The sequence below is a fragment of the Acinetobacter baretiae genome (assembly GCF_015627105.1).
Classification (GTDB): domain Bacteria; phylum Pseudomonadota; class Gammaproteobacteria; order Pseudomonadales; family Moraxellaceae; genus Acinetobacter; species Acinetobacter baretiae.
The window spans coordinates 22,477-41,807 of sequence record NZ_VTDM01000011.1; the positions used below are offsets into that span (position 1 = coordinate 22,477).

The 19,331-nt window shown below is 39.8% G+C and carries 18 protein-coding genes; 7 read left to right on the forward strand and 11 right to left on the reverse strand.

Annotated elements, in window-relative coordinates:
* Positions 1–36: 36 nt before the first annotated feature.
* Entirely contained in the window at positions 37–1,176 is a 1,140-nt protein-coding gene (thrC, locus tag I2F17_RS05915) for a threonine synthase (protein ID WP_196421703.1), read from the forward strand.
* A 63-nt stretch (positions 1,177–1,239) separates the two neighbouring features.
* Here thrC and I2F17_RS05920 read toward each other — a convergent pair whose 3' ends face one another.
* Complete coding sequence (locus I2F17_RS05920; RefSeq protein WP_407926552.1) at positions 1,240–2,268, reverse strand: serine hydrolase; 1,029 nt, start codon at positions 2,266–2,268, stop codon at positions 1,240–1,242.
* Positions 2,269–2,476: 208 nt separating this feature from the next.
* Between I2F17_RS05920 and gacA the strand changes: the two genes are divergently transcribed.
* From gacA to I2F17_RS05935, 3 genes are read left to right on the forward strand one after another with little or no spacing between them, the layout of a single operon-like run.
* On the forward strand, positions 2,477–3,112 hold the full coding sequence (gene gacA / locus I2F17_RS05925) for a response regulator transcription factor GacA (protein WP_196421705.1): 636 nt from the start codon (positions 2,477–2,479) through the stop codon (positions 3,110–3,112).
* Positions 3,113–3,120: 8 nt separating this feature from the next.
* Entirely contained in the window at positions 3,121–4,677 is a 1,557-nt protein-coding gene (locus I2F17_RS05930; protein WP_196421706.1) for an ATP-binding protein, read from the forward strand.
* Positions 4,678–4,702: 25 nt separating this feature from the next.
* A complete protein-coding gene (locus I2F17_RS05935) occupies positions 4,703–6,106 on the forward strand; it encodes a sigma-54-dependent transcriptional regulator (RefSeq protein WP_211139329.1) in 1,404 nt (467 codons plus the stop codon).
* 6 nt (positions 6,107–6,112) lie between these two features.
* On the opposite strand, the gene I2F17_RS05940 is transcribed toward I2F17_RS05935, so the two are convergent.
* From I2F17_RS05940 to lptF, 4 genes are all read right to left on the reverse strand, one after another.
* Positions 6,113–7,288, reverse strand: a complete 1,176-nt coding sequence (locus tag I2F17_RS05940; protein WP_211139330.1) for a S41 family peptidase — start codon at positions 7,286–7,288, stop codon at positions 6,113–6,115.
* Positions 7,289–7,299: 11 nt separating this feature from the next.
* A complete protein-coding gene (gene gpmI, locus I2F17_RS05945) occupies positions 7,300–8,847 on the reverse strand; it encodes a 2,3-bisphosphoglycerate-independent phosphoglycerate mutase (RefSeq protein WP_196421709.1) in 1,548 nt (515 codons plus the stop codon).
* A 109-nt stretch (positions 8,848–8,956) separates the two neighbouring features.
* Positions 8,957–10,027 carry an LPS export ABC transporter permease LptG gene (lptG, locus tag I2F17_RS05950; protein WP_196421710.1) on the reverse strand — a complete coding sequence of 357 codons (1,071 nt, stop codon included), beginning with the start codon at positions 10,025–10,027 and terminating at the stop codon, positions 8,957–8,959.
* Between the two features lie 9 nt (positions 10,028–10,036).
* The gene (lptF, locus tag I2F17_RS05955) at positions 10,037–11,128 is read right to left on the reverse strand and encodes an LPS export ABC transporter permease LptF (protein ID WP_196421711.1); all 1,092 of its coding nucleotides are present in this window, start codon (positions 11,126–11,128) and stop codon (positions 10,037–10,039) included.
* A 216-nt stretch (positions 11,129–11,344) separates the two neighbouring features.
* Here lptF and I2F17_RS05960 point away from each other — a divergent pair, with 216 nt between their 5' ends.
* The 3 genes from I2F17_RS05960 to I2F17_RS05970 are packed head-to-tail and all read left to right on the forward strand — an operon-like array spanning position 11,345 to position 13,815.
* Complete coding sequence (locus I2F17_RS05960) at positions 11,345–12,775, forward strand: leucyl aminopeptidase (RefSeq protein ID WP_211139331.1); 1,431 nt, start codon at positions 11,345–11,347, stop codon at positions 12,773–12,775.
* Positions 12,776–12,777: 2 nt separating this feature from the next.
* Complete coding sequence (locus I2F17_RS05965) at positions 12,778–13,182, forward strand: DNA polymerase III subunit chi (RefSeq protein ID WP_211139332.1); 405 nt, start codon at positions 12,778–12,780, stop codon at positions 13,180–13,182.
* Positions 13,183–13,212: 30 nt separating this feature from the next.
* A complete protein-coding gene (locus tag I2F17_RS05970; protein WP_196421714.1) occupies positions 13,213–13,815 on the forward strand; it encodes a hypothetical protein in 603 nt (200 codons plus the stop codon).
* 13 nt (positions 13,816–13,828) lie between these two features.
* Here I2F17_RS05970 and I2F17_RS05975 read toward each other — a convergent pair whose 3' ends face one another.
* The 6 genes from I2F17_RS05975 to glnK form a co-directional block, all read right to left on the reverse strand.
* Positions 13,829–14,488 (reverse strand): riboflavin synthase, encoded by a 660-nt coding sequence (locus I2F17_RS05975; protein ID WP_211139333.1) that lies wholly within the window; start codon positions 14,486–14,488, stop codon positions 13,829–13,831.
* Between the two features lie 17 nt (positions 14,489–14,505).
* Positions 14,506–15,810: a DNA adenine methylase gene (locus I2F17_RS05980; protein ID WP_196421716.1), complete on the reverse strand. Its 1,305-nt coding sequence runs from the start codon at positions 15,808–15,810 to the stop codon at positions 14,506–14,508.
* Positions 15,807–16,907 (reverse strand): bifunctional diaminohydroxyphosphoribosylaminopyrimidine deaminase/5-amino-6-(5-phosphoribosylamino)uracil reductase RibD, encoded by a 1,101-nt coding sequence (gene ribD, locus I2F17_RS05985; RefSeq protein ID WP_211139334.1) that lies wholly within the window; start codon positions 16,905–16,907, stop codon positions 15,807–15,809. Before ribD ends, I2F17_RS05980 begins: the two co-directional genes overlap by 4 nt.
* Positions 16,904–17,377, reverse strand: a complete 474-nt coding sequence (gene nrdR, locus I2F17_RS05990; RefSeq protein WP_196421718.1) for a transcriptional regulator NrdR — start codon at positions 17,375–17,377, stop codon at positions 16,904–16,906. The genes ribD and nrdR overlap by 4 nt, the downstream gene beginning before the upstream one ends.
* Before the next feature lie 131 nt (positions 17,378–17,508).
* Positions 17,509–18,897: an ammonium transporter gene (locus I2F17_RS05995; RefSeq protein ID WP_196421719.1), complete on the reverse strand. Its 1,389-nt coding sequence runs from the start codon at positions 18,895–18,897 to the stop codon at positions 17,509–17,511.
* A gap of 60 nt (positions 18,898–18,957) precedes the next feature.
* Positions 18,958–19,296 carry a P-II family nitrogen regulator gene (gene glnK, locus I2F17_RS06000; RefSeq protein WP_196421720.1) on the reverse strand — a complete coding sequence of 113 codons (339 nt, stop codon included), beginning with the start codon at positions 19,294–19,296 and terminating at the stop codon, positions 18,958–18,960.
* Positions 19,297–19,331: the final 35 nt, after the last annotated feature.

Below are 19,331 nucleotides of genomic sequence, written 5' to 3' on the forward strand. Positions count from 1 at the left end.
TCCCTCACCAGCTTTAACAAATTTTGGAACATCATCATGTCGAATGCCCATCGTTATACTGGTCTTGTAGATCGCTATCGTGATCGTTTACCTGTGTCTAAAACCACACGTGCAATTTCTTTGGGCGAAGGTAATACGCCACTGATTAAGCTAGAAAACATTCCACGTATTATTGGCAAAAATGTTGAAATTTATGTCAAATATGAAGGGCTAAACCCAACAGGCTCTTTTAAAGACCGTGGTATGACAATGGCTGTAACCAAAGCAGTTGAAGAAGGTTCTAAAGCCATCATTTGTGCATCTACAGGTAATACTTCAGCAGCGGCAGCAGCTTATGCAGCACGTGCAGGAATTAAAGCATTTGTCTTGATTCCTGAAGGCAAAATTGCAATGGGTAAACTTGCCCAAGCCATGATGTATGGTGCAATCACAATGCAAATTCGTGGTAATTTTGATGATGGCATGCGCCTAGTGAAAGAGATTGCAAGCGAAGCACCTGTTACGATTGTAAACTCAATTAACCCGTATCGCTTGCAAGGACAAAAAACGATTGCATATGAAATCGTTGAAGCACTTGGGCGTGCTCCTGATTATCACTGTCTGCCTGTTGGAAATGCAGGAAACATTACAGCACACTGGATGGGTTATACTGAAGCTGTTGCAGATCAACCAGTAGATCAGTTTGAACAAGTAATTTACGATGCGCAAACAGATCAATTTACAGGACCAAAACCTGACGGCCTCCCACAAATGGTCGGTTATCAAGCATCAGGTGCTGCACCATTTTTACGTGGCGCACCCATCGATTCCCCTGAAACTGTAGCAACGGCAATTCGTATTGGTAACCCACAAAGTTGGAACCACGCTAAAGCTGTGGTACGTGACTCAAACGGTTGGTTTGATGAACTACACGACAGTGAAATTTTAGATGCTCAGCGCATGCTTTCAATGTACGAAGGTGTCTTTGTTGAACCAGCATCAGCCGCGTCAATTGGTGGAGCAATCCGCGATATTAAAGCAGGTAAAATTGCAGAAGGTTCAGTGATTGTATGTACTGTTACAGGTAATGGCCTGAAAGATCCTGATACTGCCATTAAACAATGTGCAGATGCAGTCATGCTCACAATTGATGCTACGATGAATGATGTAAAAACATCGATTCTAGCAAATATGTAATACTCGTATTTTTAAAAACCCCTGTATGTACACAGGGGTTTTTTTATTGTTGTGAGTTAAAAATTAAGCATCTTTTGGTAAAGCACTCAACCAATTTAATAAGTCTGTAGCGTCTGCATTACGTGCTTCTGTAGATGGTTCACCCATCAACACCACTACTGCAGGTCGAGAGTTCACAGTAGTATGCATGACCACACAACGCCCTGCCTCATTAATAAAACCTGTTTTGGACAAGTTAATATTCCAACCCCCATTACGCACCAATGCATTGGTATTACTTGCATTTAACATACGATATCCTAAGTCAAAATCGTAATGCGCTGTAGATGAAAACTGGCGAATGACACCATATTTATAGGCTTCAGCCACTAAAATGGCCAAATCACGCGCAGAAGAAACATTACGCGAATCTAAACCTGTAGACTCAAAATAACGTGTCGAATGCATACCTAATTTCTGTGCTTTTAAATTCATTGCACTAATAAATGCTACTTTTCCACCAGGATATGTTCTTGCTAATGCCGCCGCCGCAGGGTTTTCCGACTTCATGAGCGCCATGAGCAACACTTCTGCACGATTCATCTGATCACCGATACGAAGCTTCGTACTGGCTTGCTTAGGCCCCACAAAATCAATTGGATCTAAAGAAATTTGTTCTGACATATCTAAGTGTGCATCTGCAATCACAACAGCAGTCATTAGCTTGGTAATAGACGCCATAGGACGAGCCATACTACTATTTTTGCTAAACAGTACTTCCCCTGTTTGTGCATCCATCACCAACGCAGAACCTGCTTGTACAATCGGTCCTGCATTATTAAAAAATCGTGTGTCAGAAACAGGAGGACTATTGGTTGTTGGTGCATTAGGTCTTTGAGTAATCGAAACAACCGTACTGCCTTCAGGAGTGCCTTCTTCATCGGTATCGTTAGACAAAAGCTGTTTTGCGTCGTCATCCGACCAACTCACATGTGCTTTAGGCACACTTGTTGGCGTATTATTGATTTGGAGATCTGCAAAACTTGCGCTAGATAGCCCCATGCAAAGTGACACACCCAAAAAGTATGTCGAGATTTTTTTTAAAATTTTCACAATATCATACTCGACTCAAAGGACACTAAGAGACATTTGCTTATACCAACAAATTGGCTTACATTGGCATATAACAGAACGTTGCAAACCTGTCACTTCATACAAAAGAGCTACAGATTTGCATTTTAAGATAACATTGCTAACTTTAAGGTTAAATTGCAAGCCGAATTTGCTTTATGTAACAAAAAAGTTAGCCACGAGGTAAAATGTGATTTCAGTTTTAGTCGTAGATGACCACGAGTTAGTGCGTACTGGTATTTGTCGTATGTTAGCAGACCAAGTTGGTATTCATGTGATTGCCGAAGCTGAGTCTGGTGAAGATGCACTGGCACTTGCAAAACAACATCACCCAAACATTGTTTTACTTGATGTAAATATGCCCGGTATAGGCGGTATTGAAACCACACGTCGTATTGTGCAAAGTGCTTCTGAAACTCGTGTGATTGCAGTGAGTGGTATTGCAGAAGAGCCTTACCCTTCATTGATTCTTAAAGCAGGTGCAAAAGGTTACATTACCAAAGGTGCTCCTATTGATGAAATGGTTCGTGCCATTAAAAAGGTCATGCAAGGTGGCAAATACTTTAGTGCAGATATCGCAGAACAATTGGCCAGCTCCTACCTTTCAGATCAACAGCTTTCACCTTTTGATCAGTTATCAGAACGAGAAATGCAAGTGGCAATGATGGTTGTTAACTGCCATAGTGCACAAGATATTGCAGATAAACTTTTTGTGAGTGTGAAAACAGTGAATACCTATCGTTATCGTATTTTTGAAAAACTCAATATCGATAGTGATGTCAAGCTGACACATTTAGCACTACGTTATAACCTCGTTCAATTATAAGTTTGTTGATGGCCACACGTGCTCCCGTAAAAGACCCTCACCACCTTAGGCTCTGGTATGGCATTTATCGGATTATTATTGCAGGTGGCCTATTTTTTTCACTGAGCATACCCATCTACCAAGCATTACACACATTTAGAAATATTGATGTGTTGTATATTTTTACCCTACTTATCTATCTATTAATGACCATTGGTCAATTTATTGTTGTACTTTGCTACCATAAAACCGTCAAATACACCGCTGTTTTTTTTGCAAGTATTGACCTGATTGCATTTAACCTCATGAGTTTGGTATTAGGTGGGCAAAATATTAATATTGGCCTGCTTTTTGCGATCACACTTTTTATTAGCAATTTTGTTTTACAGCGAAAAATGGCCTTTTTGATTACGCTGTTATCGATGAGTAGCGTCATTTATAGCCCACTCATTTTAAATTGGATCAATGGCGGTAATAAAGGTGAGACCCTCAGTAACAACTTAATTCTGGCTTTTGTTTTTTTCACGATTTATATTCTTGCACAATACTTAGGTAAGTATTTTTACTTTTTAGAAAAAGTAAACCTCAACCAAAAAATAGAGTTGAATCAACTCCATGAATTAAACCAATATTTACTCGAACAAATTGATATGGGTTACATCATCTTAAATGCCCATGATCAAGTTGTGTTAATTAATCCTGCAGCTTATCAATTACTTCATTACACAGCGCATGGCACAGCTACACAGCATTTATCTATTCTTCAGCCTATGCTGTATCAAAAAATGAAACAACAACACTTAAAAAATGGTGATCGTTTTATTTTTGAATTAACCACACCTAAAAAACACATTCACATTCAAATACAACAACTTCATGTAAAAGAACAACAATTGACACTACTCATTATGCAAGATGGGCAACGTTTACAACAACATGCCCAACAACTGAAACTTGCCTCGCTTGGAAAACTTTCTGCAAGTATTGCACATGAAATTCGAAACCCTCTTGCAACCATAGTGCAAGCCAACGAATTAATGCTTGATGCCAACACAGAACAACAACACGTCATGCATAATATGATTAAAAAGCAAAGTAACCGTATTAATCGTATTATTCAATCTACACTTGATTTAGCACATGCCCCTTCTCAGCAACCCACACAGATTGATTTAAAAACAACCATTGACACATTATTTACTGAAGATTTATTTGATGTAAACACACAGATCAGCTATGTACAAAATCAACCTATTCAATTACTTTTTGATGAAATTCATCTCAAGCAAATTTTAATTAACCTCATTCGCAATGCCTTACGGTATAATATCCATACTGAAAAACCTGTTCAGCTTCATGCATATCAACAGCACAAGAAAATTATGATTGATATTATTGACTTTGGTCAAGGTGTCCCTGAAGAGCATGTAAAAAACTTATTTAACCCATTTTTTACGACAGAAAAACAAGGAACAGGGCTTGGATTATACTTATCTCAAAGTCTATGCGAAGCAAATCAAGCACAGTTATCCTATTTAAGACAGCACAATGCAACTTACTTTCGTATTGAGTGTACAGCACTATAAAAATTATTCTTGATGGGGAAAGACAATGCAAAACACACCAACCATAAAAATCCTCTTCATAGATGATGAAATTGATTTGTGTTTACTCATACAAATGAGTTTAAAAAAAATGCATATTCAATGCGATACAGCTCACTCTATTGCTCAAGCGAAAGAAAAACTCAAAAAATATCGATATGATCTATGTATTAGTGATTTAAATTTACCAGATGGACATGGCATTGAACTTGTACGTTACGTTTCTCAGCATTTTAATCACATTCCGATTGCTGTACTTACCGCCTACGGTTCAATGGATATTGCAATTCACTCACTCAAAGCAGGTGCTTTTGATTTTTTAAATAAACCTATTGATACTCAAGCTTTATATCAACTGATCAAACAAAGTGTAAAATCACACAAAGAAATCGGCCGTTCAACCATTCAAATGATTGGTCAATCTCAAACCATGCAAACCCTTCGAGAAACACTCGAAAAAATTGCTCGTACACAAGCACCGGTGTTTATTACGGGGGAATCAGGTACAGGAAAAGACATTGCTGCACGTTTTATTCATGAAAAAAGTCATCGTAAGTCTGGGCCATTTGTTGTCATCAACTGTGGGGCTATTCCATCTGAATTGATGGAAAGTGAACTCTTTGGCCATACCAAAGGCAGTTTTACAGGAGCGACTCAACAAAAAGCAGGCCTTATTGTCGCAGCAGATGGTGGAACATTGTTTCTCGATGAAATTGCTGAATTATCCATGCCCATGCAAGTCAAATTATTACGTGCTTTACAAGAAAAGAAAATTCGACCCATTGGTTCAGATCAAGAAATAGCAGTCGATTTTAGAGTGATTAGTGCAACTCATCAGCGCTTAGAACAACGTATTGCACAAGGTTTATTTCGACAAGATTTGTACTTTCGACTTCATGTGATGGACGTGTTTTTACCTCCTTTACGAGATCGTGGCGAAGATATTTTACAACTTGCAGAATATTTTATTACACAGATTTGTGAAGAATGGAATATTACTCAAAAAACATTGGCTCCATCTGCCATAGATTGGCTATATCAACATCCTTATCAGGGGAATATTCGTGAACTTAGAAATATTTTAGAAAAAGCCATTACCCTTTGTGATGAACAAGTGATTGAATACAATCATCTACCTTGTGTACCCTCAATCAATTCAGTACCTACACCACCTCAAACACAACACTTCCCCCATGCTCAAACCCATCAAAAGACTGCGCCACAGCCAGATGTGATGGCACAACAAGGCCTTGAAGCATATTTAGAGTCTATTGAAAAAGAAATTTTAGTAGATACACTCAATCAAACGTATTGGAATAAAACATTGGCTGCTAAAAAATTAAAAATGTCTTTTCGATCTTTACGTTACAGATTGAAAAAATTTGGATTAGATCATCAAAACAATGAATAAATAATTTTACTGTTGTGCTAATAATGCAGTAGATACTGAATCTAAATACACCTGATCTTTTTCGTCTATCATCGGCAATATGATTTGATTTGGCACAATTCCTTTACCATCAATCATATTTCCGCTTGGGGTAATATAGTGCGATACCGTCATTTGTACAGCAGCACCATTCGGTAAAGGAAATAACTTTTGTACGACACCTTTACCATAACTTTTTTCACCCATGACCCATGCACGATGATGGTCTTTTAATGCTGCGGTAAATACTTCTGCTGCAGATGCAGAACGCTGGTTAATCAGTATTCCGATGCGTAAATCATTAAATTCTTTATTTGGCAATGCTTGAAATGTTTGACTGCCCTCTGAACGACTCACTGTTTTTACAATAACACCATTGGTTAAAAATAAATCTGCCGTTTCAACAGCAGAGGACAAGAGTCCTCCGGGGTTGTTTCTTAAATCAATCACAACAGATTTAATATTTTTATGAGAATAACGCTCTAAAATATTTTTAATTTCACTGGCTGTTTCTTGTTGAAACACAGGAACTTTAATGATTAATACTTGATTTTTTAATAAAATCTCACTGACTTCTGCTTCGATTTTTCGATTTCTAATAATAATAATCGGTGCAGATGATGCTGTCGTTTGCACATTAATTGCTGTACCAATTGCGCCATATACCAAATTTTTGACCTGTTCAACTGTTAAATCTTTCAGTTCAACACCATCTATTTTATAAATGGTTTGACCATTGTATAAACCAAGTTTTGCAGAATCTGAGCTTTCTTTCAAATTACGAATAAACCATTGTTGCTTTGATTTATCTAAAATTAGCTCAAAATCAATCGATGCCAAATCTCCATCTGTATATTGCAAAAGTTTTTTGTAGTCTTCTGCAGGTAAGTAACGAGAATAACGATCTAAACCACTCACCAACCCTTTAATGGCTTGATCAAACAACTGATCATCTGCCTTTTCATCGACATAATTGTCTTTAATCATGGCATAAATTTGTACAAAACTTTGAATCGACTCAATAGGAATTTCTTGGCTACTTGCTGTGTTTTTATCAAAATCTGAATGTGCTGCCGAAAACTGAGTATCGGCAGCATAAACAACATGACTTACACACCCCATTAAACCCAAACATAAGATCAGTATTTTATGTGGTGAAGTCATGTTTATTCCTTTTAAGGGGTCAGCGTCACGAGGTTACGACCTTTCATTTCTTCAGGCTGTGGTAACTTCATGAGGGCTAAAAGTGTTGGAGCAACATCGGCCAAAATACCACCATCAGCAATTGTTGCTTGTGTTGGACCCACATAAATAAATGGCACAGGTTCTGTTGTATGCTGTGTATGCACCTGACCACTCTCATAGTCTTGCATTTGCTCGACATTACCATGGTCTGCTGTAACTAACATGTGACCTTTTTTAGCCATCACCACATCATAAATTCGACCCACACAGGTATCTACCGTTTCTACCGCTTTTACTGCGGCATCAAATACGCCTGTATGACCTACCATATCGCCATTGGCAAAGTTTAAAATGATCAAATCAAATGCTTCAGATTCTAGTGCCTCAATGACTTTATCTGTCACTTCATATGCACTCATTTCAGGCTGCAAATCGTATGTCGCCACATTGGGTGACTTGACCAAAATACGTTGTTCACCCGGATATTCATCTTCACGTCCACCACTGAAGAAGAAGGTTACATGGGCATATTTTTCAGTTTCTGCAATGCGTAACTGTGTTTTACCTAAGTTAGACACGTACTCACCCAAGCTGTTGTGTAGCTCTGTTGGCATATATGCTACAGGTGCTTTAATCGATGCTTGGTAACGTGTCAACATCACAAATTCGGACAGTTTTGGCTGTACTTTACGTTCAAATGCGGTGAAATCTTCTTCAACAAAAGCACGTGTTAATTCACGTGCACGGTCTGCTCGGAAGTTCATAAAAATTACCGCGTCACCATCTTGTACAGGTACTTTCTCACCAATACGAGTGGCTTTCACAAACTCATCTGTTTCACCAGCTTCATAGGCTTGTGCTAATGCATCTTGTGCAGACGTTGCCGTACGCAAGCCTTCACCTTCTGTAATCACACGATAGGCTTGTTCCACTCGATCCCAACGATTGTCACGATCCATGGCAAAATAGCGACCGACCATTGTCGCTATACGCCCTTGGTTTGGATATTTTGCAAATAAGCCATCTAACTTTTCTAAAGATGGCTGTGCACTTTTTGGTGGTGTATCACGACCATCTGTAAACGCGTGTAAATACACATTAGCATTGCGTTTGAGTGCAAGTTCACACATTGCCGCAATATGATCTTCATGCGCATGTACACCCCCTGCAGAAAGCAGGCCAATAATATGTACTGCACCGTGTGCTGCTTTGGCTTTTTCTACAGCATCAACCAATACAGTATTTTTTTCAAATTCACCTGTACGAATTTCTTTGGTAATACGGGTAAAGTCTTGATACAAAATCCGCCCAGCGCCAAGGTTCATGTGCCCAACTTCTGAGTTACCCATTTGACCATCAGGCAATCCAACATCTTCACCTGAACCAGAGATTAAACTATGTGGGTGATCTTTTTTCATTTGGGCGAGATGTGGCGTTCTTGCTGCAAGCACAGCATTATCTGCGGCTATTTCTCTATGACCTATACCATCCATTATGACCAAGATATGCGGAATCTTGCCAACCTTAGCGTCCGTCATCGTATATTCTCTTTGTTGTCTACTTGAAATATCTATATTACCTAATTTTTGAGCAATAGACTATGTTACCAAGGTGGTAAGCTACAAAGATTTACAACCTTAAAAATAGCTATTTTGCACGGTGCAATAAGTAACCACCAATCAATAAAATCAATGCAATAGGGCCAAATACAAACCAAACAGGTGATGGTGTATAGACAAGGCTGGCATAGCCTAAAAAGTCTTGTAAATAATAAAAGCCCAAACCAACAAATAAAGCAATCACGAGCCTAAAACCCATAGACTGCTGACGTAACGGGCCAAAAATAAAAGAACAAGCCACCACAACTAATGCAATTAAAGAAAATGGCATTGCGATCTTTTTCCAAAATGCCAACTGATATGTTTTTGGAACTTGACTATATTCTGATAAATAACGAATAAAAGAAACCAATTGGCTTGGTGATAAATCCTCAGGATCAATCGTGACCATATGTACATATTTAGGTTGTAAGGCCAACTCAAAATCTTGTTGTTTAAGATGCTGTAATACGGCATTTCCTGTTTGCTGAATGGTTGTTTCATCACTGTCATTCAGCAACCAATGACCATCACTTTTAAATTGCCCTGTTGTAGCATTGGTTAAAGTATTTAAACGATATTCATCATCAAAACTCAATACTTGTATACCTTTAAGTGCCCCTTGAGCATTGGCATAATCAATATAAATAAATCGTTGACCTTCTCGTGTCCAATACCCTTTTACTTCCCCTAAAGATGCAACTGTTTGGTATTTTTTTAACTGATCTGCTTTTTCACTGCTATATGGAATCACCCATTCACTTAAAGCAAAAGACAAAATCACCAATAACATCGCTGAACGAATCACCCAACCAACTATACGCCACAGGCTGACACCAACCGAACGCATCACGACAAGTTCACTATTAGATGCCAATGTACCCAAACCAATCACTGCACCAATTAAGGCAGAAATCGGTAAAATTTGATACAAATAATGTGGAGTATTCCAAGATACAAATTGCAACGCTTGGATCGCGTTATAGCCATGCTTTAATTGACTCAGCTCAGCCAAATAAGTAAACAATACTTGTAACATGGTTAAAACTGCAGTTGCGCCTAGCATAGCAAGCGCTGTCGTTTGCGTAACATGTTTCGCAACAATACGGCGTGCAAACATTTATAGACCTCACTTGCTCAATTTAGATTTAATTTTAGGGGCTAAATTTGGCGACTTCATAAAAACCAAAGTAATTACGCCATAAAATAAAATAACAGCAGGATATGTCCATATCGCAAGTTCACCACGCGTCATACGTGTTTTCACTGCCATCAGCGCTACAATGAGGCTCGCAAAAATTAAAATTCCTGGTAATAATCGATAATAACGACCTTGACGTGGGCTAACTTCAGATAAAATGGTGGCCAACATCAGAGCAATGACCATCACAAAAGGGCCAAAGATACGCCAACCTAGCTCACTTTGCACCACCATATCATCACGTTTTTTCCATAGTTTTGCCATACTCATGGACTCAACTTGGTCGCCTGATACGGCTGCTTCACGGTCATTTTCAATGCGTAAACGATAGTTTTTGAACTCCGCTTGTGCATATTGTGCTTGGCCTGGGCGAAGTTCATAACGACGGCCATCAATTAAATCGACAACATTTGCAGGGTCATTGGGTATATCTACCCGCTTCGCCTCTCGTGCTAAGATCACAATATCTGGTTTATTTTCTGCTTGAGCACGTTGGTAAAATAAAACATCTTTTAAATTTTTTCGATCTTCAGATAAATCACTGGCATAGATCGTATACGGCCCTGAAGATACAAACTCTTTTGGACGAACTAAATCAAATCCCGTTCGAATGGCTTGAGCACTGGTTAATTGCTGAAACTGACGCAACCCCCACGGTGAAATCCACCCCATGAGTGCAGTTTGCACAGCCAACACACATACAGTGAGCGGTATTAACAATCCCGCCAAGCGATTTCGACTCATACCACTGCCGTTGAATACCGCCATTTCGTTATCGGTATACAAACGTCCAAATACAAGCATAAGTGCAATAAAAAAACCCAAAGGAAGAATAAGGGTTAGAAATTCAGGCAAACGATAGCCAATAATGCTAAACAGCACACCACTGTCTAAACGACCTTGTGCAGCAACACCAAAATATTTAATGAGTCGCGCACCCATCATAATCAGTGTGAGCAATGCCACCACTACTATCGTGGTCGCTACAACCTGTTTCACCAGATAACGCCGAATAATCAAAAGTATTTTCCATGATCGAAAAACTAATATGTGCTTAGTTTAACCGAATACACAGAATAAAAAAGCATATGGCATCGTCTTTGCTGCTCTTTACTCTATAATGTGCAGTTTTACAACAAAACACGCTCGCCTATTGTTGCAGGTTTTGTTGACTTCATATCTAATGTTATTTTGATCAAATCATCATATCTTAAAATTAAAGGTCATTTGGTATATATGAAACTTTCTTTATCTTCTCAGCTCAACCACAGCCCTGCACGATTTTCTCTGATTGATACTCATCAACTTGCGCAAGCAAAAGATAAAACAGGTATCGAAGCATTAGATACCCTTGTACAACATGCAAAATTTAATGCCAATTTCAATGAAGTGTTACCAACACTCGGTCAAAGCACCTATTCAGCAGTCACGACTTTAATTGGTTTAGGTGATGCAAATACACTGAACACACGCCAGCTCAGTACACTTGCACAACAGGTCATTCAACTTGCACAGAAAAAATTTGATGTCATTGACGTTGATATTTCTGCCCTACCTGAGCAGTTTCACTATATTTTTGCCTTAAATTTAACACAAGCCAACTATCATTTTGATGAGTTCAAATCCAAAAAACACGAACAAGTTTTAACAGATATTCAACTCATTGGTGCAAAACTCACGACAGCTCAAATTGAATTACTCAATGCTTTAGAATCAGGCCAAAATCTTGCTCGTGACTTGGGCAATAAACCGGGTAATGTTTGCTATCCTGCATATTTGGCAACACTTGCACAATCACTTGCAGCAGAGTTTCCAGACTTACTCAAAGTCACTGTGCTTGATGAACAACAGATGGCCGATCTTGGTATGGGTGCATTTTTAGCAGTCAGTCAAGGTTCTGAACGTGAAGGGAAACTGATCACGCTTGAATACAACGCACAACGTGAAGAAGCACCGATTGTGCTCGTAGGTAAAGGCGTAACCTTTGATACAGGTGGTATTTCATTAAAGCCAGGCGCAGGTATGGACGAAATGAAATTTGACATGTGCGGTGCAGCTTCAGTTTTCGGAACCATTCGTGCATTATGCGAAGCACGTTTACCAATTCATGTGGTTGGTGCAATTGCAGCTGCTGAAAATATGCCATCAGGTAATGCCACACGCCCAGGTGATATCGTAACCACCATGAGTGGTCAAACCGTTGAAATTTTAAATACAGATGCAGAAGGACGATTAGTTCTATGCGATACACTGACCTATGTCAAACGCTTTAATCCAGAAGTGGTCATAGACATTGCTACACTTACAGGTGCCTGTGTTGTGGCTCTAGGTAAAATTCTAAGTGGGGTATTTTCTGCCAATGACGCATTAATTACTGAACTTAATCATGCAGGTGAGCAAACTTTTGACCGTGTATGGCGCATGCCTGTGATTGATGATTATCAAGATGGTCTAGATTCTCCATTTGCAGATATGGGTAATATTACAGGCCCTGTTGGCGCAGGGGCAACCACAGCTGCATGCTTCTTGCAACGTTTTACTCGTGATTACACATGGGTACATTTGGACGTTGCAGGCACTGCATGGACATCTGGTGCACACAAAGGTGCAACAGGTCGCCCTGTTCCGTTGCTTACTCAATTTATTGCTAATCGTGTTAAAGCCTAACCATGCAAGTTAGCTTTTATTTATTTGAAACAAGTACCGAACCGCAAGCACACAGTGCTTGCCGTTTGGCACGAAAAATATTAAAAAGTACAAAAAAATTATGGTGGTATTGCCCTGATCCTAAGCAACAACATTTACTTGATGAATTATTGTGGTCGTTTGATTCTAGTAGTTTTATTACACATGGAATTGATTGCCACATGGGTCAAATCTGCATTTCTACACAACTCCCCCAAGCCGATGAATGGATTGTGTTTAATTTTGCAGATACGCCTATTCCGAAAAATGATTACATTACACACAGCATTGAAATCATCGAGAATAATGAAAGCACCAAAGTGATTGGGCGCGATAAATTTAAATATTATCGCCAGTGTAATATCACCCCCAGAACGTTTAAATTATAAATGGCTGATCATCTTACTGGAGTAACCCCCATGACATTAAATGTTGGAGAGCATTTTACAGCACGTTGGCTCAGTACCCCAGACACAGTACGTACAACCTATATTGCTGATCTAGAACGTATTTGTCGATTATTAGAGCCAAATACAGTACTATCCGAATGGCAAACACACAATCACCAAGCACAGCAAGAGTCACAGCAACGTATTGATGAAACATATACTGAGCTCAAAAAGCAACGTTTAGAAAAAGCAAAACAACAAGAACAACAGCGCAGAGAGCAAAATCTTGCACAACAACGTCAATACGAACAAGAACAGCATGTAAGCCATCTTGCGCATGAAAAACAGCGTCAAGAACAACAGCGAATCACATTAAATAATTTAAAAAATGAGCTGATTACGCACACTTTAAACGATACAAATAGAGCACTCGTAAAGCAAAAATCCAGCAACAAAAAACAGCAACAAGCCATTGAAAACATGAATATCTTGCTAGAGCTTGAAGCCGAAGGTTTAGCCAATAAACTCAAGCAGGTGGTGAGTGAATTCACACAAAACTTACACCAAGCGACACAAGAAGAAATTAAACTTTCTTTGGTACAAATGACTCAAGCCACTCATACCAAAAAATAACATCTATCAGCAGTTATTTTAAAAAACCGTGATTGGCTAAAAAGTCCATACTAATGTTTGAGCTTGGTTGACTGTCACCTGCACGATCACCTAATAATAATCGTTCGATATATCGCGATAAAATATCGACTTCTAGGTTCACTTTTGCACCCACGATCCATGCATCAATATTGGTTCGTTCAGCCGTGTGTGGAATCAAATTTAAACTCAGTACACAACCATTTAAATGGTTAATTGTTAAACTAATCCCATCCACAGTAATCGAACCTTTTTCTGCCAAATATTTAGCAATCTCTTTAGGTGCTGTCACTTCAAAATATAATGAACGTGCATCATGGCGGATGGCTGTAATTTCACCCACAACGTCAACATGACCACTGACAATATGGCCACCAAATCGAGTCGTCGGAAGCATGGCTTTTTCAACATTCACAACCTGACCCATTTGCCATTGTGCTAACGTTGTACGATTTAAACTCTCTATAGATACATCAGCAGCATACCAATCCACGCCCCAAGCCACTACTGTTAGACAAATACCATTCGTCGCAATCGAGTCACCAAGTTGGACATCTGATAAATCTAAATTTGTCTGAATCGTGATGCGGACATCACCTGCAATATTTTGTATACTTTTAACACGACCAACTCGCTCAATAATACCTGTAAACATATGTTTTTCCTTTTACGCTACCAAAGCGCAAGTTGTGAACTAACGCCTGATGTATCTACACCACCCAATTCAGCATAGTGATACAATTGTGCCAACAATTGGCGCAATGGAGGCCCTGATTTCGCTTTTGTATCTGTAATTACAATAAACTCTAACACACGTGCACGCTCAGATTGGCGCTGTTTACTCACACGATAACGTGGTACATCTTGAGTCAGCAATGTGACTTTGCCTCGTGCCAAATTGGCTTTGAGTAAATCTGTGGCTGAAATATTTCCATCTGTTGAATAACTGGTCAAAATATATCGTGCATTGACGGTATCTAATAACTTTTCGTAGGCTTCTTTGGCATATTTAGACGAATTATACAAACTTGGGCGCTCTTTACGCCATGCACGATCAATACCACTTTTAAAGCCTTTTGTATCAGGCGATGGTAGATCAACTTGATCCCACAAAGTCAGTGAGTTCAATACATGGTAATTACTTCCATAAGCATGTTGATTGTAAGGTGGATCTAAATAGGCAACATCAACTTCAAAGTTACGCATTTGATTGGCCAAATGCTGTGCATCAACACACCATACTTCCGCCATAGGATGTTGAATATCACCTTTATCACAAAAACGACTCGGGGTAAGCCACAGTAAAGACTCTATACGCTCTAGTGCCGTTTGTGTTTTTCCACCCCAGCCATGGTGAAAACTTTTAAATACACCACTGGTATTACTCACAAAACTGGCAGAATATAATAATGGTGCTAAAAGTGCGCTCATTTCCACATCGTCAATTGCACCTTCTGCTTGCCAAATAGCAATTTGCTGACGAATCGCATCAATACGCATGCCATTTCTACGTTTGAAAAATAAACGATCTTTTGCAGGATCATATGCTTCATCATTACGTGGACACAGATTATGTGTTACCCAGCCTTTTACTAAAGGTAATCGGTTTAAATAATCTATGGCCCGTTGATAGCCACCCAATTGTTTAAATTCAGGCGCATACGTACTGGCTAATACAGCATGATTTAAAGCATGGCTGTATGGCTCCCAATCATTCGCAATCACTCGATACCCATTTTGTCGCGCCAATCGAGATACCACGCCACTACCTGCAAAAAAATCGGCAAAAATAGGGGCTCTCTTGTGTTGATCATGCCCATTGAGTGTGCCAGTCATTTCTAATGCTTCTAAAATGAGGTGTAGTAAACGGCGTTTATTTCCTAAATAAGGTACAAGTTGATGAAATAAATATTCATCTGTGGTTCGAGCAGCATGTTTGCGTTTATGATAAATCGTTTGTTGCTGTTCTAAGCTCATACAACCTCGATAACAGGGGTCATCGTCAGGCGTATATCTTGCCCTAGCTGAGTGACATCACAAATCGTAAAGCGCTTTTGTGCTGAAAGTTGCTCCAACTCAGCGGTAAACATTGGGCGAGCAGTTTGTCCAAGCAATGTTGGTGCAATATAATGAATCAATTCGTCAACAACTTCATGGTCTAAACATGCGGTAGCGAGTGTTGCCCCTGCCTCAACTAAAACATCGTACACTTGATATTGTTTCACTAAGGTCTGTAATAAAGATGTCAAAGATTGTGGTTCAAGTTGTACAACACCTAACGCGGCTAAATCTTCACGAAAAGGGGTCATTACGATCGTTTGCTTAGGTTGCTGTAAAATCTGAGCATTGAGAGGCAATCGCCCTTGACGATCGAGTACCACTCTTTTAGGTTGCACAATTTGACTCATTTGATGGTCTTCTACATCAGTTAAATGACGTACATTAAGCTGACAATCATCTGCTAACACTGTTTGTATGCCTGTAATGACCGCTCCAGAAATGGCACGCAAGTGTTGAACATCTTGGCGAGCTTGTGCTCCTGTAATCCACTTAGATTCACCCGAAGCCATTGCAGTTCGACCATCTAAACTTGAAGCAATCTTTAAGCGCACGTATGGCAATCCCGTTGCCATTGCTTTTAAAAATCCTAAATTTAATTGTTTTGCCTGTTCATCACACAAGCCATATCGTACCTTTATACCTGCTTGTTTAAGTATCTCTACCCCTTTTCCTGCCACTAAAGGATTAGGATCTAAGTTTGCAATGATCACTTCTGCGACACCTGCATTTACTAAAGCCAGTGCACATGGGGGTGTTTTTCCAAAATGAGCACAAGGTTCTAAGGTCACATATGCTGTCGCACCTGTTGCCTGTGTTCCTGCTTGTGCTAAAGCAAATACTTCTGCGTGAGACTGGCCTGCTTTAGGATGAAATCCTTGACCCACAATTTCATCATCTTTGACAATGACACAACCGACATTTGGATTAGGCTTGGTTGCATAACGTGCCTGATGCGCTAGTGCAATCGCCTGCAACATATATTGTTGTTCTTTTTCTGAGAAAATATGATTCATATATTGCCTGTGTTGTTTTGCATCTGTTGCATTTGTGCAATGTGTTTACGAAAAGCTTCAACATCTTGAAAGTCTTGATATACCGATGCAAAACGTACATAAGCGACATGATCTAAAGCAAATAAAGCCTGCATAACAATTTCACCGATGCGTAACGATGTAATATCTCGCTCACCTAATCGTCGGATCATTTGTTGAATGTCATTGAGTACGGCTTCAATTTTTTCTTGTGTCACAGGGCGTTTTTGTAAGGCATGCATTAAAGATTTACGTAGCTTCATTTCATCAAAAGGTTCATTTTTTTTATTTGATTTAATGACTCGAGGCATCACCACCTCATAGGTTTCAAACGTTGTAAATCGCTCACCACATCCTGCGCATTCTCTACGGCGCCTAATCTGACTGCCTTCAGCAGCAAGCCGTGAGTCAATAACCTTACTATCTGGAACATTACAAAATGGACAATACATTATGATTTTTCAGTCAATCAGCCATGTTTCATCTAGTGTAGCAAAAAACATAAAGATACTAAATGTGGTGTTTGAAATAAAAATAGCCCCGAGATCGGAGCTATTTTTTATGAGGTTTATCTCAAAAATGCTTATTCAACACGTTCGCCATGTTGGCTTAAATCGAGACCCATGCGTTCATCATCTGTGCTCACACGTAGACCCATCATGACATCAATCACTTTCAAGATCACAAAAGTACATACCGCACTATAAACGATCGTTGCAAGTACACCTTCCACTTGTACCCAAAGTTGATGCATTAAGTCAGTAGGTGCTTTATCACCCATAATGAATGGACTTGCAAATACCCCTGTTAAGATAGCGCCTGCTATACCACCAACCGCATGTAGACCAAAAGCATCTAAAGAGTCATCTGCTTTTAACATACGTTTAAGTGCTGTTGTACCCCAGAAACAGACCACACCACCGATGAGTCCCATGACTAATGAGCCACCTACTGTCACAAAGCCTGCCGCAGGAGTAATGACAACTAAACCTGCAACTGCACCAGATGCAACACCTAAAATAGATGCCTTTCCTCTCACAAATTTCTCAACCAGTCCCCACGAAATTGCAGCAGCCGCAGCAGCTACTTGCGTTGCCACTAGAGCATAACCTGCAGCCCCATTTGCACCTAACGCAGAACCACCATTGAAACCGAACCAGCCAACCCAAAGTAAACTTGCACCAATTACAGTGAGTACAAGGTTATGAGGTGCCATAGATTCTTTACCTAGCCCAACACGTTTGCCCAGCACATATGCTGCCACCAAACCTGCTACACCTGAGTTAATGTGTACAACTGTACCACCAGCAAAATCAAGAGCACCATCTGCTCCTAACCAGCCTCCACCCCAAACCCAGTGTGTAATGGGTGCATAAACAACCACAACCCAAATGGCAATAAATGTCACAAAAGAGCCAAATTTCATACGTTCTGCGACAGAGCCACTAATAATGGCAACAGTAATAATCGCAAAAGTCATTTGAAAAATTACAAACAATATTTCAGGGATCGTGCCTTGTAATGCATCTAAAGTAATGCCTGAAAGCATGGTTTTACTTAAACCACCAATAAATGCATTACCCGAATCAAAGGCCAATGTATAACCAATCACCACCCATACAATACTGACCACTGCTGTTGCGATTAAACTGTGTGCCATTGTTGCAAGTACGTTTTTCTTACGCACCATGCCACTGTAAAACAATGCAAGCCCAGGGATTGTCATCATTAATACAAGTGCTGTTGAAATCAGCACCCATGCTGTGTCGCCTGTATCTAATTTTGCAGTGGCAACAGGCGCGGCAGGTGCAGTTGTAGGTGTTGCTGTTTGTACAGTGACCACAGGTGCTGTTGTTGTACTTGCCGTGACCGATGTAGATGTTGGCGCAACTGAGCTGGCTTCTTCTGCCCATGTTGCACTACCACCGAACAATGCGCCGGCTAAACCAAACGCCATCATTATTCTTTTCATGACTCCCCCCAAGCTGTATGTTTTGCAAGTTACTCAGCTCTTAGCAATGTTTATGCCAAGCTATACTGCGTCTGGCCCTGTTTCACCGGTACGAATACGAATGACCTGCTCAAGGCTTGTCACAAAAATTTTACCATCACCAATTTTTCCTGTACTTGCAACACGCGTAATAGACTCAATCACGCTATCGAGCATATCGCTACTAATTGCAATTTCAATTTTCACTTTAGGAAGGAAGTCAACCACATACTCTGCACCACGATACAATTCGGTATGCCCTTTTTGACGACCAAAGCCTTTCACCTCAGTAACAGTAATCCCTTGAACCCCAATATCTGAAAGAGCTTCACGTACATCATCTAATTTAAATGGTTTTACAATAGCAGTTACGAGCTTCATTGTTTTTCCTTCGCCTGAGTGCTTAGTTATTACAT